At 42.7% G+C, this 16,201-nt stretch carries 14 protein-coding genes and 2 tRNA genes; 6 read left to right on the top strand and 10 right to left on the bottom strand.

Going from position 1 to position 16,201, the window contains the following annotated elements; all coding sequences use genetic code 11:
* Positions 1–83: 83 nt before the first annotated feature.
* Positions 84–638, bottom strand: coding sequence for a hypothetical protein (locus PBAL39_RS14430; protein WP_008242724.1), 555 nt, complete (start codon positions 636–638; stop codon positions 84–86).
* Between the two features lie 349 nt (positions 639–987).
* Between PBAL39_RS14430 and PBAL39_RS14425 the strand changes: the two genes are divergently transcribed.
* Positions 988–1,061: transfer RNA gene (locus PBAL39_RS14425), tRNA-Ala, on the top strand.
* Positions 1,062–1,314: 253 nt separating this feature from the next.
* Here PBAL39_RS14425 and PBAL39_RS24735 read toward each other — a convergent pair.
* Entirely contained in the window at positions 1,315–2,895 is a 1,581-nt protein-coding gene (locus PBAL39_RS24735) for a Vps62-related protein (RefSeq protein ID WP_008242723.1), read from the bottom strand.
* 192 nt (positions 2,896–3,087) lie between these two features.
* On the bottom strand, positions 3,088–4,572 hold the full coding sequence (locus PBAL39_RS14415) for a PQQ-dependent sugar dehydrogenase (protein ID WP_008242721.1): 1,485 nt from the start codon (positions 4,570–4,572) through the stop codon (positions 3,088–3,090).
* Between the two features lie 164 nt (positions 4,573–4,736).
* Here PBAL39_RS14415 and PBAL39_RS25395 point away from each other — a divergent pair, with 164 nt between their 5' ends.
* From PBAL39_RS25395 to PBAL39_RS14395, 4 genes are all read left to right on the top strand, one after another.
* On the top strand, positions 4,737–5,081 hold the full coding sequence (locus PBAL39_RS25395; RefSeq protein WP_157274035.1) for a hypothetical protein: 345 nt from the start codon (positions 4,737–4,739) through the stop codon (positions 5,079–5,081).
* A gap of 108 nt (positions 5,082–5,189) precedes the next feature.
* Positions 5,190–6,083 (top strand): cation diffusion facilitator family transporter, encoded by an 894-nt coding sequence (locus tag PBAL39_RS14405; protein ID WP_039866671.1) that lies wholly within the window; start codon positions 5,190–5,192, stop codon positions 6,081–6,083.
* A gap of 200 nt (positions 6,084–6,283) precedes the next feature.
* Positions 6,284–6,366: transfer RNA gene (locus PBAL39_RS14400), tRNA-Tyr, on the top strand.
* Between the two features lie 163 nt (positions 6,367–6,529).
* Positions 6,530–8,149, top strand: a complete 1,620-nt coding sequence (locus PBAL39_RS14395) for a family 43 glycosylhydrolase (protein WP_008242705.1) — start codon at positions 6,530–6,532, stop codon at positions 8,147–8,149.
* 57 nt (positions 8,150–8,206) lie between these two features.
* On the opposite strand, the gene PBAL39_RS14390 is transcribed toward PBAL39_RS14395, so the two are convergent.
* The 7 genes from PBAL39_RS14390 to PBAL39_RS14360 form a co-directional block, all read right to left on the bottom strand.
* Positions 8,207–9,127, bottom strand: coding sequence for an AraC family transcriptional regulator (locus PBAL39_RS14390; RefSeq protein WP_008242704.1), 921 nt, complete (start codon positions 9,125–9,127; stop codon positions 8,207–8,209).
* 78 nt (positions 9,128–9,205) lie between these two features.
* The gene (locus PBAL39_RS14385; RefSeq protein WP_008242703.1) at positions 9,206–10,666 is read right to left on the bottom strand and encodes an arabinose isomerase; all 1,461 of its coding nucleotides are present in this window, start codon (positions 10,664–10,666) and stop codon (positions 9,206–9,208) included.
* Positions 10,667–10,763: 97 nt separating this feature from the next.
* The gene (locus PBAL39_RS14380) at positions 10,764–11,045 is read right to left on the bottom strand and encodes a hypothetical protein (protein ID WP_157274034.1); all 282 of its coding nucleotides are present in this window, start codon (positions 11,043–11,045) and stop codon (positions 10,764–10,766) included.
* Positions 11,046–11,093: 48 nt separating this feature from the next.
* Positions 11,094–12,176 (bottom strand): Gfo/Idh/MocA family protein, encoded by a 1,083-nt coding sequence (locus PBAL39_RS14375; protein WP_008242689.1) that lies wholly within the window; start codon positions 12,174–12,176, stop codon positions 11,094–11,096.
* 247 nt (positions 12,177–12,423) lie between these two features.
* The gene (locus PBAL39_RS14370) at positions 12,424–12,921 is read right to left on the bottom strand and encodes a hypothetical protein (RefSeq protein WP_039866703.1); all 498 of its coding nucleotides are present in this window, start codon (positions 12,919–12,921) and stop codon (positions 12,424–12,426) included.
* 203 nt (positions 12,922–13,124) lie between these two features.
* Positions 13,125–14,546, bottom strand: a complete 1,422-nt coding sequence (locus PBAL39_RS14365; RefSeq protein WP_008242685.1) for an outer membrane beta-barrel protein — start codon at positions 14,544–14,546, stop codon at positions 13,125–13,127.
* Positions 14,543–15,127 carry an RNA polymerase sigma factor gene (locus tag PBAL39_RS14360; RefSeq protein ID WP_008242683.1) on the bottom strand — a complete coding sequence of 195 codons (585 nt, stop codon included), beginning with the start codon at positions 15,125–15,127 and terminating at the stop codon, positions 14,543–14,545. Before PBAL39_RS14360 ends, PBAL39_RS14365 begins: the two co-directional genes overlap by 4 nt.
* 166 nt (positions 15,128–15,293) lie before the next feature.
* Between PBAL39_RS14360 and PBAL39_RS14355 the strand changes: the two genes are divergently transcribed.
* A complete protein-coding gene (locus PBAL39_RS14355; protein WP_008242681.1) occupies positions 15,294–16,199 on the top strand; it encodes a class I SAM-dependent methyltransferase in 906 nt (301 codons plus the stop codon).
* The last annotated feature ends 2 nt before the right edge of the window (positions 16,200–16,201 follow it).

Here is a 16,201-nt window from a genome sequence, read left to right as displayed (position 1 = left end):
AGCGATTGCATTGCAGAACGGAACTGTCAACTCTTATCCGTTAGCCTTTTTAGGGGATTTGTCTGCCTGGGATTATTATTCGATTATTTACCCCAATCTACAGGTAGGTTGTTTTCTTCTGCATAACGCTTTCCTTTTTCCAGCAGGGCATTGTATTTCTGTTCAAAAGAGGCGGCATATTTGGCATCTATTGCTGCTGCCATTGTTTCTTTTTCCTGCTGACTGCCTTTACTATCGCACAGTTTAGCATAAGCCATGTATTCGTTTTTATAGACTGGTATGACCAGCTCGTACAATTGTGTGGAAAGTGCTTTGATTTCTTTTGTGTCCTCTCCGTTGGTCGAAAGTTTTTTTATTTTCTCCAGCGACTGTTCTAAATACAGCACCTTGTTAGTGACGAACTCTACGGCCTCATTTCCTTTCTTTTTGCTGGAAGGAATATCCGGATATTCTTTGGTCTGATCGTCAATTGACTTCGATAGCCTTGGCGTAGCGAAATCTGTTATCATGTTGGTGTTGAGTATGGATATGTCAAAGAAGCGCTGAGGTGATTCCCCGAAACAGGCGGATAGTAGAAGTGTGATGACTGATAAAATGATAATGCTGGATTTCGAGGTTACTAAAGCTGCTTTTGTCATGAATCTTGATGTTGTTACTTATTTGAAAATTTGAGACAGGCAATGAACAAAGATTGAGCCAGTGATGATCCATAGAAGCTTCGGACACAGTTTAAAATTAACAGGGGGTCCACCCGGGAATGACGCGGGGTCTACCCGGGGTCTACAGGGCTAAAGATTGGTGTTTTACCCTGGTTTTACCATGGTTTTACCGGGTCAAGGCCAGGTTGATCCCGGGTGGACCCCCTGTTAATCTTAAACCGTGGACAACGCTTGACCTAGCCGTGCTGCAAGTATGACCGGCCGTTATTTTAATATTAATTTGCATTACACAAACTAATTGCTATTTTTGCCACCCTATAGCCAAAACGGGGGATTAGCTCAGCTGGCTAGAGCGCTTGCCTGGCAGGCAAGAGGTCAGCGGTTCGACTCCGCTATTCTCCACCGAAATGAAGCCTTCCAGTTAATTCTGGGAGGTTTTTTTGTCTAGTGGGATTTTTAAAATGCAGAGGCAACAGCTTTTGGACATTTTATTGTTAGTACACTGTTAGTACAATATGCAACCATAATCAACGCAATTATGGTTTTAATCTAGTAATTAGCGGGATCGTATTTTAAAAAGCCCCTATCCGGTAGTAGGATAAGGGCTATATAGAAAGGGTATCGCTAATAATTGAATATCAACGTACGCTAAATACTAAAAATATTGAAAACCTAATCTTTTATACCATGGGCCCAAGGGGCCAGTTGTATGTGTATTTTCGCCAACTTCGCCCCATGCACCTGAATAATCTTTCCAAGGTTGAGTCGATAGGTCTTGAACATTATCTGTAATTACCCATTGGTATCCATTATCTCTTGCGTGATCCGTATTCGCTGTATGGAAATCACCAGCTTTTTCGTACAGAGCGTGCGAGCCTCTCGCACTATAAATATATAGGGTTTGTACTCCGTCAGATTCTGTAATTATTAAATTTTCTTTCTGAATGAAAGCTCCGCCGCTATCATGTTGACTTAAAATTGCGCTTTCAATTTTATTATCCTTGATGTTCAATATGACATTTTCCCAGTCACCTTGATGAGAAAAGCTCAATGCCCCTAACAAAATTTCTGAAAAATTGTACCCATAAAACATCCAATACTGTATTTGTGAACCTACAGTATATTGAAAAACAGGAACACGACCATTTGGAGATATATCGCCAACTAAATTGTCATCAGGCTCTAGGAATACTTGTCCGGGACGATAGGCATGCTCATCATGGGGCCTTAAATTCAGTGAATTTGGAAATGGGCCTACATAGCTATTGATAATATTGACAGGAATATTGTAAAATTCTGGATTATGGGAATTCGTTGTTTCAAATCGATTCAAATTCTTATTAAATCCTTTATCTGAACCACCTTCAACGTGCTCTCTAAACCTGGAAGCAGTAATGAAATCAATGGGATTCATTGGATAATTAGGCTCTGTTGGATGTAGCCTGACTACGACCTTAAACCTACTTGGGGGCCTAACTGTAGTGTTAAATACAATTGTAGCATACTTATAAAATGTATTACCATTTTCATCGCCCGTATGGGTTCGGCCAACAACAACTTGGTCACTTCCAGACCTAAACCATGTTCCATTAGATTCTTTAGTAGTAATCGAATTAACATAGTTTATAATAGCCGTAGCAACGCCATTGTATTTTACTACACCTGTAAAGTATCTGGTATTTTTATTTTCATCACCATAATGCTCCCTTCCCAAGACCACTCTATCTGAAGGAGCTACAAAAACGCTATTAGATTCTTTCACATAACCTTCCCATCTCCCGTCTTCCACAGTAATTATACCACCCAAAGGTTGCCCTTGGCTATCCACTGCCTTTAAGTCCGCATATTCATAAATTGTACTGCCATTTTCGTCGCCACTATGTCTTCTTCCCGTCATGATCCAACCGGTTGGCGTCACAAATGTATGACTGCTTTCTTTGTAATTATTTGATTCCTGCCGAACATTTGGCACTAGAAAAACCTGTTCACCAGACATAAGTCTGGATGAAGGGGCATCCATCTTCGCGCTGATTTTACCTGCAGTAAAAGTTTCCTCCGCTTGTTTTTTACAAGAACAAAGTGCGACACAAATAAAACACAAAAGTAGTGCTTTAGTAAAAAGTGAGAGTTTGTTTATGCTTTTTAATATTTTTACAAATATAGTTATTTTATAAATTAAAGTTGTTGCATTTATTGTAGGTATTGTTAAATATAATTTCGAAAGCGTAGCTATCAATCTTCTTATAGATCTTCAGCCTTAGGGAAAAATATTCCACCGGTAAAAGCGAGATTAAACACGCTCCAGCAGATGTTTAAATGATCGAATTAAATCTGTACGACAGTTATCATATAATTTATGACAGGAATACATATAAGGATAATTGCTCGTTGGAATACGCAACATCCAACCATGTAGGCGGGCTACGTCCTATTTTAATGAATTTGCAAGGATATAATCTACAAGTTTACTGATGTCTTGGTTGCTGATCGCGCCATTCCAGGAAGGCATTCCCTTTTCTACTATACCATTGGTGATATTGGAAATGATGGATTTCTTATCTGAACCATGAAGGAACTTCCCCTTCCTAAACCCTTTCGCTGTAGCCGTACCCTGAAGTTTGTCGCCATGACAGGAGGCGCAAAGTTGCTGAAAAATACCTGCGGCCGTTTTTGTATTCGTCGTTCTGCTGCCTGATTGTGGCTTACTACTGCTGGCTACCTTTTGCTCAGTACGCTTCTGAGTAGCTGCTGGTACCTTAACTGTTTCAGTACTCATGTTGAGCTGCAGTTTTGATGTTGCAGAAGGACGCATCCTCAAGATCATGTCATCGTGTTCATCCCGGGGATGTCCTTCGCCAGGGTCGTGCATGGAAGTGGAAAAATAAATGTAGCCGTCTGGTCCTGTGACAACTGAACGTATCCGTCCATATTGATTTTTGAAAAACACGGATTGATCGGTGATTTTATTGTTGGTGAGGGTCAGGCACAGAATGGACTCCCCTCTCAGGCAGGCAACCAGCAGTTTCCCTTTTAGCTGGGGAAATTGATCTCCATTGTAGAACATCGCTTCACCCGGGCCGATAGATGGGGTATATTGAAAAAGTGGTGATTCCATACCTATTCTGCGCTCGTCGTGGTGTACTTCAGGCCAGCCATAATTTGCTCCTTTTTTTATCAGGTTGATTTCATCACCGCCAGTAGGACCATGCTCTGATTCGTAGAGCAGGCCTGTGCCTGCCTGAAATGACAAACCTTGCGGATTTCTATGGCCGTAAGACCAGATTTCCTTATGCGCAGTGTCGTTGGTGATAAAAGGATTGTCGGAGGGTGACGTACCATCATCACTTACCCGTAGGACTTTGCCATTGTAAGCTTTAAGGTCTTGTGCCAGCGTTGGCTGATCTGCATCTCCTGTGGTGATATAGAGCTTTTTGTCGGGACCAAATGCCAGCCTGCAGCCTGTATGATTTTGATTTGCAGGGATGTCTTTCAATATGATCAGTGGATCAAATAAGGTGTCGTTTTCCATTTGATATCTGACTATCCTCAGCTTCATGCGATCGTTCAGCATATAGTTGCTGGCCAGGTAGATGAGCTTGTTTTTCCTGAAGTCAGGATGCAGACAAAGGCCCAGTGCACCAGATTTATTTCTCAATACGACGTCATTGAGGTTAAATATAGGCTTGGCCACCAATTTGTTGTTTCTGATGATCCGGACGCGGCCTTCTCTTTCTGTAAACAAAATGCTTTTGTCCGGAAGAAAAACCAGCTGCCATGGCACCCTTAGGTTCTCTGCTACAGTATCAATCTGGTATCCATTTGCTGAAGCAGTAATGGGAGTTGGTCGGTTTACAAAAGAGAATATAGTTAGTGTAATGAAAAGGGATGGGATGAAAAGCCGATAAACTTTCATAAACTGCAGGCTAAGTTTTTGTGATATATAAAGTTAGTGAATATCTCCTGCTTATTTACGGTATTTGACAGGATAGGCTGTTGTGAGCTCATCTTCCAAATCGTATAAATTGTTAACTTTGCCCAGTGAGAATAATTGGCCTGTATTTATTAATCCTGATCGTTTTGGGAAGCAATTCTGTATTTGGAGAACTGGCCAAATTTCCATTCCTTATTAGTCACTACCTGACACACCAGAAGCAGGATCCTGCGGTTACTTTTTTGAGATTTATAGATATGCATTACCTGGGTAATGACATCCAGGATCATGATCAGCAGCAGGACATGAAACTGCCTTTCAAAAAGATCAATCCGCATCTTCATACGCTTTTATTTACCAATCAGGAAGTCACGGACCATACACTAAAAGCTGCCCCCAGCCCTGATTTCATATGTCGGTATTCTAATGAGTTTACTCCATCGCCGTATTGCGGTACGATAGACCGGCCTCCACAACTCATCTGCTGTTAGTTTATTTTAAAAAATGCAATGTCACTACTGTTGATACAAGGCAAGTGATGTTCCACTGAGTTTTGGTTTTTCCGATCTGTTCAGGGATCATGTTAAAAAAATACATCAATGAAATTATCTCAAATGCCGGCGGCAACGCAGGCGATACGTACTACCCAGCTGGGTATTCTCATCAGCATTGCTTTGATTTTTGTAAAAGGCATATCCGGATATCTCGGCCATTCTTACGCCCTGATTGCTGATGCAACTGAATCTGGTGCGGATGTGATCAGTTCAGGCCTGCTTTGGCTTGCACTGCTATACGCCCAACGCCCTCCCGACAAAGGGCACCCTTATGGTCATGGAAAGGCCGAGCCGGTAGCGGCAGTGGTCATCGGCCTGTTCCTGCTGGGCGCTGCAGGATGGATTGCCTATCATGCGATCGGTTATATCAATACACCGCATGCGCTTCCGGGGAAATTTACCCTTTTTGTGCTGCTTGCTGTCGTATTAGTTAAGGAACTGCTTTTTCGCCATGTGATGAAAGTAGGAAAACGGCTCAATAGCAATGCCGTAAAGGCAGATGCTTATCACCACCGCAGTGATGCAATTACTTCTGTTGCAGCGTTAATAGGAATCTCCATCGCCTTGTTATTGGGTAAAGGTTACGAGGGAGCTGACGACTGGGCTGCTTTATTTGCCTGTCTTTTTATCGTCTATAATGCGTTTCAGATTATCAAACCCGCCTTTTCGGAGATCATGGACAGCGCGCCATCCGATGAACTGATAGATGCGATTTGTAACGTTGCCTCCTTACATGAAGAAGTGAAGCGTGTGGAGAAATGTTATGTACGGAAAATGGGACTTGAATATTATGTGGATATGCACATAGAGGTTGATCCTAATACCATTGTGTTCGAAGCACACCGCATTGCACACCAGGTGAAAGATGAGCTGATTGCTTCGGGGCTGAAAGTCAAGGATGCGCTGATCCATGTTGAACCTTACATTGAGCACTATTAAGTTAAAGTACTTCAAGGATGATAATGGTGCATTGTTAGTGTAATTTTGGGCTTTTAAAATTTAATCTTGTTGAAAAGTAGTCAGTTAGTTTTTAATGTTATGTTACAGGAATACTTTTTATTATGTTTGCCCGCAAGCAGACGGATTTATTTTCGTCATTTTTCGGACAGCGTCTGAACAAAGCTTAAAATATTGAAGATGGGGAGATACCAGAGTGGCCAAATGGGACAGACTGTAACTCTGTTGTCGCAAGACTTCGAAGGTTCGAATCCTTCTCTCCCCACTTTTTTCTCCTATGTGTTCCACACATCAGCTAAAGTTTCATCAGGCAGTCTTCTTTTTTCCTCTCAAAAAAGATAAATCTTCTATCATAATATGCAGTTCCTGAAATGCGTATTCCGGTAAATTTGGTTTTTAACCTGACAAACCATAATTCTGATTTCATCATGATCATCAAAAGAAAACTTTCCAACATCTTTTTTTTATTGCTGAGTAGCCTATTCATCCAGGTATGTGCATCTACAGCCTATAGTCAGTCGAAAAAGACGGTGGCAAAGGGCAAAACAAAAACTGGGTATACTTCCAGGCTGACGAACTTCAATGCTACAGGAGAGCAGGTAACCAGATTTAGCACTTTAGGTGAAGCAATTGACGCACATGATGGGGAAATTGCGGTATTTGACGGTGTTTACTACTTATATGGAACGAGCTACGGTTGTGGGTTTCAATGGGGGAAAAAGGATGCGCCCTTTTGTGGTTTTAAAGTTTACAGCTCCACAGACATGGTGCATTGGACAGATAAAGGGTTTTTGTTTGATGCAAAAACCCCGGTGTGGCAATCGAGATGTAATGGCAACACTTACGGGTGTTTTCGTCCGCACGTAGTTTTTAATAAGAAAACGGGTTTATATGTGTTGTGGATCAATGTATATGATAATGTTTCTGGATTCAGGGTGTTTACCAGTAAAAGTCCGTTAGGGCCCTTTGTAGAAGTTGCAGAGCCTAAACTTGCCGTGAATTCAGACGCTCCAGCGGCTGGACTGAATAATGGCGACCATGATACTTTTGTGGATCAGGATGGTACCGGATATCTGGCATTTACAGATTGGCGCACTAAGGGAACGATTGTCATTGAGAAGCTGAGTGATGATTACCTGACAGGTACAGGAGAATGTGTGAAGTCCATCACTCCGGGAAGCACAGAGGCCCCTTCTCTTTTTCTCCGTAAAGGCATTTATTACCTGACTTACTCTGATCCAAACTGTGGATATTGTTCTGGTACGGGCACCTCTTACCGTATGGCAAAATCTCCCTTAGGGCCTTGGTCGGAGGGTATCCACATCAGCAATAATTCCTGCGGAGGACAGCCTTCATTTGTATCGCCAATAGCGCTGAGCTCAGGTACAATCTTTCTTTATGGTAGTGATCTCTGGAACAATGCTGCTAAGAATGAGTCGCTGGCTAACTATTATTGGGCACCGCTTGTCTTTGGAGAAGATGGTTCCATACAGCCAATGGTTTGTCAGAATGATTTTGAGCTTGCTCTTGCCAGAGGATCAGCAGGAAAACAGGAAGCCATCAAAGACCTGGATTATACTTCGGGTATCAAAGATTTTAAATGGAAAGAAGATATTACGGATTCACTACAGCGCAGTCAGGGTTTTGTGGTGAAACGGACAGGCATATTAAATGGCATCTCCGTTACGGCCTTCAAAAATCATTATCCTGATGCGGCCTTAAACATTGAACTTTACAAGGCTGACGCAGCGTTGAAACCTGTCGGCGATGCGTTGAGTATTTATGAAATTGCTGCCGATAACATCAGCTGGTCGCCGGTGAATCTGGAAATAAACCCGAATATTAATGTTGTCGCGGGACAGAGATATGCGTTTGTAATAAAAACAGAATCCAGTGTTGGTAATTATGGAATTTTGTATAAAGATGATCTCAAAAATGTAACTTCAGGAACAGCGGTGAGTATAGATAAGGGATCGAATTTCGTGCCCGAAAAAAACAGGGCCTTAAAATTTTTTACTACTATAAAAGGGAAGAAGACGAATGACTAGTAACAGTATACACCACGCTACCCTTAATAACAGCGTACCAGGACGTGTCGTTTATTCTTATATCTTTTGGCTATTGTTCTGACTGCTTTGATTCTGATGTTTGTACGCTGATGGCGAAACTCCCATCTTCTTCTTGAAAATCTTGGAGAAATGGTGCTCAGACACAAAACCATTGACGAAGGCAATCTCGGAAATGGACATTTGTGTTTCGCGGATCATGCGGGCAGCCTTTTCCAGCTTAAGGTTGAGCTGATATTGGCCTGGAGAGACACCTACAACTTCCTTGAAAGTCTTCCTAAACCAGGCATAACTTACATTGTGCTGCGATGCCAGTTCTTCCAGGGTGGCACAATTGGACAGGTTCTCATGTATTTTATACCTGATGTTATTGATCACCTGCTCTTTTCTGTCCATTACTTTCTCCTTTTGAAGGGCAGAAGCATAGACCAGTCCAAGTAGCTGAGTGGTCAGGCTGGACGATAATTGCGCAAAGGCCACACCCTCAAACTTAAGCGTGTCGATGAGCCTGATGAATACATTGATGAACTCCGAATTAAAACCCATATGGATCAGGGGAGCATGAGGATCGAAACAATCCTGCTGCATCAGGTAGCTGGCGTAACTGCCATTAAACCCAACCCAGTATTCTTCCCAGCCTTCATCGTCATGCGGTTTGTACCGGTGCCATATATTGGGAAAGAGGAGTAGCACGGTGCCCGGATGTACGACAACACTGCCGACCTGTTCGCTCTCGAATGTGCCGCTGCCCTTTGCGATATAGATCAGCTGGTATTCCTCCAATATACGTCCCTTCGACCAGTCAAAACAGTATAAATTGGGATGGTGGGGATCCGGATATTTTAATTTTCCAGGATGGATGTTATGGCCTACATTTAAGATGTTCACGCCGAAGTTGGGCTGTGACTCCTCTAAATAGGCGAGCTGGTCCGAACTGAAATATTTACGATAGGGCTCCATAGCAATCAAGTAGCTGGTTAAACTAAATACAACTGGAAAGCGGACATAATATAAATAAAAATGTTAGGATTACAGCATCTAGCAAACCTGAATCGTTTGAATATTTAGTAGACGGCCTAGTTTTACAATCTTTGAGGCAATGTGTCCTATGCCTATGGCACAATGGTGTGCGGGCCCATGGCTGTTCCATACATTTACGAACTTCCGGGCGCCAATGCTGAACTGATAGCGGCTGTTGGTATTGCCGATTTCAAGTATCGGTCCTGGTACGGAATGACCTTCGGCAATCAGGAGCATCAACTGTCCATCGGCTTTCTGCACGACTGACAGTAGGGTGACCGATCCATTTTTTACGGACATCTCTACGGATAAACCGCTGCCCACTTTGCCATGGTATTCCTTTAAAGGTTTTACCTTGGTTTTTCCCTCCGCAATGCGGATATGCCCCGGGCCATCATGGCCCATCAGTACTACATCATCTTTAAAGTCCATGGCATAATATTCAGTGAAGGACCCTCCCGCGCCAAAGCTATCCATGATCTTCATGGCTTGTGCGTTCTTGATCTCATATTCTCCGGCAACGGGAATTCCCCGGGCTGTGAGCATGGAGCTGCCAATGATGATGGAGCTAATCGTCTCCTCATGATCCGGATTTCCGGTACCTTTGTAATAATAGGCTATTGACCCTAAATTGTATTTCACTGTAAGCATGTCCAATGCGAGCGATGTGCAGGCTGCAGATTCCAGGTGCTGTTCGCTGCTATCGGGAGCAACATCAAATTGTTCACGAATATATTTTACACGCTCGACTATTGCCGACGGTGTGACCTCTTTCCGTAAACAGGAAAGTTCATCCACCTCAATCATCTCCATATGTCCGCCGAATGTTGCCAGCTGCTGCGTCAGGTCAGTATAAATATCCAGCATACCACTGTAGTAATGACCAATACAGCCCATTCTGTTATGAAACATGATGTTTGCAACGTTTGCCGCCGCGATCCATTCCTCGATTTCATTCCAGCATTCCGGGTCCTGATGCAGCATACCTGTGACTTCATAAAAGGGGATACCTGCTCTTCTGAAAACATTGGAGATCTCCGGAACTGCGCAGGAAGAACAGTGTGCAAGCCATTCACCAGTCATCAGTGTCCGGTCGTTCATGGCATTGAAGTTTTTATAATCAATGGAGGCTTCCGGGGAAAGGTTTAGCACAATGACAGGAACACCCGCCCTTTGTATAACCGGAAGCACCGTTGCAGAGAGGGAGTAGGTCGTAACATAAAGAAAAATGAGGTCTACATCTGCACTGCGGAATTGATGTCCTGCCTCAAAAGCTTTGTTTACCGTATCGATCAGCCCAAGGTTCAGTACCGATCCGTTGATGGCTTTAATCTTCGATTCTACAATATCAAGGTAGCCTTCCAGCCTCGGTTTTAATCCTTTGAACTGGTTCCAGTAGGTGTCAAGTCCTATACCAAAAAGTCCGATTTTAAGCTGATGATCGCCAGTGGCAGGTTTGTTCTCTTTTTGACTACTCATAATTGTTTTCAGGCCTCATGTTGCTTTTTAAGGCTCAAATCAAATATAGGTCTGCAAAAAACTGCATTTCTTATCTTATTTGATCAAAACAATATCATTAATGATAAAATGCCGCAGTCTCGGCAGATATGGTGGGGTATCCTATTTCCGCAGCGATTCCACCAGATGTCCATCCATTATATCCCTTGTTAATGTAAGTAATACCTGACAGTTGATCGGTCACTCTCGTGAGATAGCCTTTTGAAACACGGTTGCCCGTTTCGGAAGGATGGTCATTGAGGTATGTGATGGAATCGCCAATGGCCAGCCAGGTTATCTTTGCTGGTTTAAATGACGCCATCAGGCATACTACTATCAGCAGAAGTAGACATTTTCTCATTTTGTATAAGGAATTTTAGGTAAGTATATACAGATGGAAGTAGCCCGCTCAGAGCATTATTTTTTTTCCTTCTTTTGCAGAGCGTTTTGCTGCTTCCAGTATGCGCACGACGATGAGATTGTTCTCAAGCGAGGAAAGGTCATTGCCAGGCTTGATTTCATTCTTCAATACTGCAGACAGGTAATCCAGGTAGCTGCGGAAAGATTGCTCCAGCGGTTTCGCCGTCTTCATTTGGTATTCACTTTGTCCTTTTTCCTTGATGCGTAGTGTGTTGGCGTCGACAGCCTGAACATATCCGGTCTGGCCAAAAAGTTCCATATCCTTAATGTTAAAAGGCCAGTTCCAGGAGGCTTCGATAATCCCTGTAGCATCAGGATATTCCAAAACAATAGTGGCATCATCATCTACATTTGGGTACATCTCTTTTTTGATCTGTTTGGTGACGGCGGTAACCGATAGAGGGGCTTTTCCATCCATCAGCCAGGTCATCAGGTTGGCGCCGTAACAGCCGAAATCGATAATCGCCCCGCCACCATTTTTGACGGGGTCAGTTAACCAGCTTACAAATTCTTTGCTGCAACCGATTTCTTTAGGACCGTTATGGCCGTCATGCACAATCATTTTTCGTAGTTCCCCGATGGACTTTTCATTTTTCACCTTGGCGTAGGCTTCCTGGTTGCTTGCGTACCATGTCGTTTCGTAATTTGTCAGCAGCTGGATTTTGTATTGTCTTGCCAGTTTTGCCATACGTTCCGCATGTTCAACAGAAACTGCCAGGGGTTTTTCTACCATAACGGATATACCTAGCGGAGCTGCGGTTTCTACCACTGCGAGGTGATCCTCTATCGAGTTAAAAGCGAGTACGATGTCCGGTTTTTTCTGCGCCAGCAATGTGTTCAACTGATTGTAGAAAATTGAGTCGGGTAGATTTGCCCGTTTTTTAAATCGCTTCACCAGATTCTGATCTGTCTCAGCAATGCCGATGATGTTGACCTCACCTTTTACATAGCTGTCCATGATTAGATTGACGTGATCATGGCTTAAGCCTGCCAATGCTACGTTCAGCTTGGCTATTTTATTGGATTCCTGGGCGCTACTGTAAAGGGCGATTATTGTCAGAATTGTTATCATGCCAATGTATAGGCTCACTTTTTTACAAATTTCAGTAATTCGCATTGCTGTATGATTTTAAGGAATCAGCAATTTAACGATTTACTATTTAAAAAAAAGCGCTCTAAGCTGATGATTTGATAATGAAGCAACTCTGGCGCACGTACGCAGATATAGTCACCTGTGTGCAGATTAAGTGTTGACATGCTAACCTAAAAACAGAAGAGCAACACTTATTTGTGTCGCCCTTCTGTTTTTTTAGGTGCATCTATTTGCCGCGTCTGGCAGTTCTGGTATCGCTGCTTCTGCGGTCTGGCCTCTGATCACGATCGTTGGATTTTTTATTCTTATCGTTGTTGTTCTTGTAATTACGGTCGTTAGACTTTCTGCTATCGCGAATCACTAGTTGAGTTGTTCTTCCTCCTTTATACCTGCTGTACTGCTTTACATTATTCCGGTGAGAGAGGTAGGGTTTTGGGTTGTTCATCACCACTTTATATCCTTTATACAAATCATAGTTTCTATATCTTGAAGGCAGGACATTTGCTCTCGTCCATCTTCCATTTTCCATATAGATGTATTGTTTGTCGGGCACATGGTAATATGCTTCGATGTCTGGCAGGTAATAGTAGTCTACATGATTGTATCCTGAAGGACCCCATTGTGGCTGCGAACCGATATTGATGCTTAAGCTAACCTGCGCTTTAGTGCTGATGCTGCTTAACGAAGCTACTCCGAAAACTACAGCTAAGATGATTCTTTTCATAATGTGTGTATTTGCCAGGAGTAGTTCAAAGGACATGCCGCGGCATGGTCAAATTAAGTGTTAATCTACGGATAGGAGCTGTCAGACGATGAAGCTTCGGAAAGAATCGACGGAGGCCTCTTTTGTGTGTATTGTTGATGCTGGCCATTGTCCTGAATACATTTCAAATGTGCTGACTTGTTGTCTTAAGTAGGAAGACTACTTTATTTAAACCTATAGCCAATTCCAATTTGAAAGATTTTGAAGTCGTGCTTAAAAGATCCGAGGGGATTGCTGAAGCTGTAGGGACTTAGCCATTCATATCTTGTATTGATATCGAATTGCCGGATATGAAAGCTGGTGCCGATGCTAAATCCAATATTTACACTGTTTATTTTTGTGTTCTGCAGCTGTTGCATAAAGTTTTTAGTGTTCATGAGTGTATCCGTAACTTTCTCTATAGTACCCAGCTTAAATCCTGATTTGGACAAAGGTATGCTTAACAGCGGTCCTGCTTTCAGGCTGATGGCCTTTGATAGCTTGTATTCCAGTAGTAGTGGGATGTCTGCCACAACAAGTTTTCGGGTGTCGCTGAATTTAAATGCCGGCATAGAATCGGGTCGAAAATAACTGGAGAGTGTATAGTTTCCGGAAAAACTTCTTGATGTATTTAGCCTCAACCCGGATTGTATTATCCACCGGGTGTTAATTCTGTAAGCGGCGATGGCTCCAATCTGAAAGCCTGTATGACTGGCATTTTTGCTGAGGCCCAGCTCCAGGGTATAGTTGTATTTTGGTGTTTCCAGCTGCTCCTTTTTTGCTTTTTTATTTTTAACTACATGGTTTTTTGAGGTTTTTGCTGCGAGCGCCTTTACCTTCTTAACCTTGTTTCGTTTTTCTGAAACTTCTGTTTCTGTCTGTTTGTTCAGGACGTTTAGCCCCGTGTTTGTTAATGCTGTAGTGTGGTTGCCCATGTGTGTTGTATCTCCAATCGTTTCGTTGCCTTTGTTTCCGGCCTGTTGACTTTTGGTGTTTTCTTTGACAGTTTCTTCTGTTTGGAGATGTTTACTTTTATTGAGCCCGATGCTGAGCTGCGGAGTATTGCGTTCAATGTCTACATTGTCTCTGGGTACGGACAGGGATTTCCTTCCTGAGACGCTGCTGGCCTGTCTCTGTTCTTCGGCAGCTTGTTCAAAAATCTTTCCGGAATGATTTTGAAGTGCACTTACTTTTGATGTTGGTGTTATTGCTGCCGTTTGACCTTTTGTATGATCCTGATCTTTAACATGTTTTTCCTGATGAAGGCGATCCTCAATTCTGGGGAGATCTGTTGTTGTTGTTGTTTCGGTTTTTTGGTTTTGTTGACGAAGTGCTGTTTTTGCAGGTGTTTTTAATTGTTGTGGTTGGTGGAAAATTAAAAAATAAGTGATCCCAAGGAGGATGGATGTTGCGGGAAGGGCGTATGTTAAAACGTTGATGAATTTTGATCCTAAAGTTTTAGGTGTGGGAAGGCTCTTCCCGGTAGAGGGTATATACACATCCAGGATCTGCTGCATAGCCGTCCAGCTGGAATCCGCGGATTCCTTTATCGGCAGGTTGTTGAGTTTGCGCTGCCATATTTTGCGATACCATGCTGAATTGCTCATGTTGTTTTTTTGTTTTTTTCAGTTGGTTGATCCTGGGATAACTGTTGTGGTTCCAGTAGTCCTCTTAATATTTTCTTTGCTTCTGAAAGGTGCCATCGGGAGGTGCTTTCTCCGATGTTCATTTGCGCTCCTATTTCTTTGTGTGAATAACCATCAATAACCGATAGGTTGAACACCAGTTGAGTCGCGGTGGGCAGCTTTCTGATGTAATTGAGCAGATCTTCCGCGTACAGTTTGTTTAATATTTCGGGGGCTGGCAAGTCTTCGCTATATTCTTCGGCCTGCAGGTTGATTTCACGGAATCTTGCTTCTTTGCGGCTAAGGTCAATGCAGCTTCTGATCATTATGGTCCTGATCCAGCCACCAAGTTCCCCCTTATGTGGTTCGAAGCTGATGATGTGCTGAAAAACCTTCAGAAATCCGGAGTTGAGTGCTTCCTTAGCGAGAAGGTCTGACTTAAGATAACGATAGCATAGGCGCAGCATTTCTCCATAGAATAACTTGTAGAGCTGCTCCTGAGCCTTCCTGTCGTTTGCCTTACAGTCTTTGATGAGCCTTGAGTAGCGTTTAAAGATATTCATTCAAATAATTTGGTAGCATGCACATAACTAGATCAACTACGTGCCTTGAGAGCTAAACGTTGGGCTGAGGAATGTTTTTTTTAAAAATAATAATATTGGGTGATTATTTGACTTTTCTGCCAGCGTTTATTGCCCGGGCGCCGTAATTGTTGCAAAAGAACATCCTATGTTTCATGAACGCAGTTACGACCAACATAAAGAATGGTACAATCATAAGTTTCCAACCGAAGCCGCTAAAGCCAGCTTCTATCAGCAGAAGAAAAAACGACAAGCAGACAGTGCTGCTTCATGGCTTCAGCAGCTTTTTTTCAATTGCATTGACCCCTTACTGAAAAGGGAAGGTAGTTGGCTCACCGTGGGTGATGCTTATGGGTTCGATGCGGCATATGTTCTGAGAAAAGGTAGTAAGGCAATTGCGACAGATTTAAACGGTGATTTCCTGCATGTAGCAAAAGTCCAGGGGCTGATCAGTACTTTTGCAATAGCCAATGCAGAATCACTTTTTTTTGAGGATCAGTCGTTTGATTATGTGCTCTGTAAAGAAAGTTATCATCATTTTCCAAGACCCTATGCTGCAGTTTATGAAATGATAAGGGTGGCAGTAAAGGCTGTTATAATCATTGAACCCCAGGATCCAGTCACTAAGATGCCCCTGCTGTTGTGGTTAGTTAACCTTACCTCCAGCTGTTACTTGCTGCAGAGAAAAATATGGAAGAACAGATTTTCATTTGAGCCAGTAGGAAATTTTGTCTATAAAGTGTCTGAAAGAGAATTCGAAAAGACCGCTGCGGGATTAAATCTGCCTGCAGTAGCGTTTAGGAAGATTAACCCCAATTTTTATACTCCCGATGTGGAAGTGATGAAGGCAGATCGGGGCAAAATCGCATTTCTTTATTTGTATTTAAAAAAGCGGTTGCTGGATTTGTTAACGAAAATAGGTGTAATTCCAGGTCAGGTGCTTTCTACCATTATTTTTAAGACAGAGCCCGATCAGCAAACCATAGCAGAATTAAAAAAAGGTGGCTATAAGGTGGTTCATATTCCTGAAAATCCTTACTCACCTCGTATTTGACA

Origin of the sequence: Pedobacter sp. BAL39 (assembly GCF_000170795.1) — a bacterium.
Classification (GTDB): Bacteria; Bacteroidota; Bacteroidia; order Sphingobacteriales; family Sphingobacteriaceae; genus Pedobacter.
Note: the sequence above shows the minus strand (reverse complement) of the source record. Positions and strands in the feature narration are given on the sequence as shown.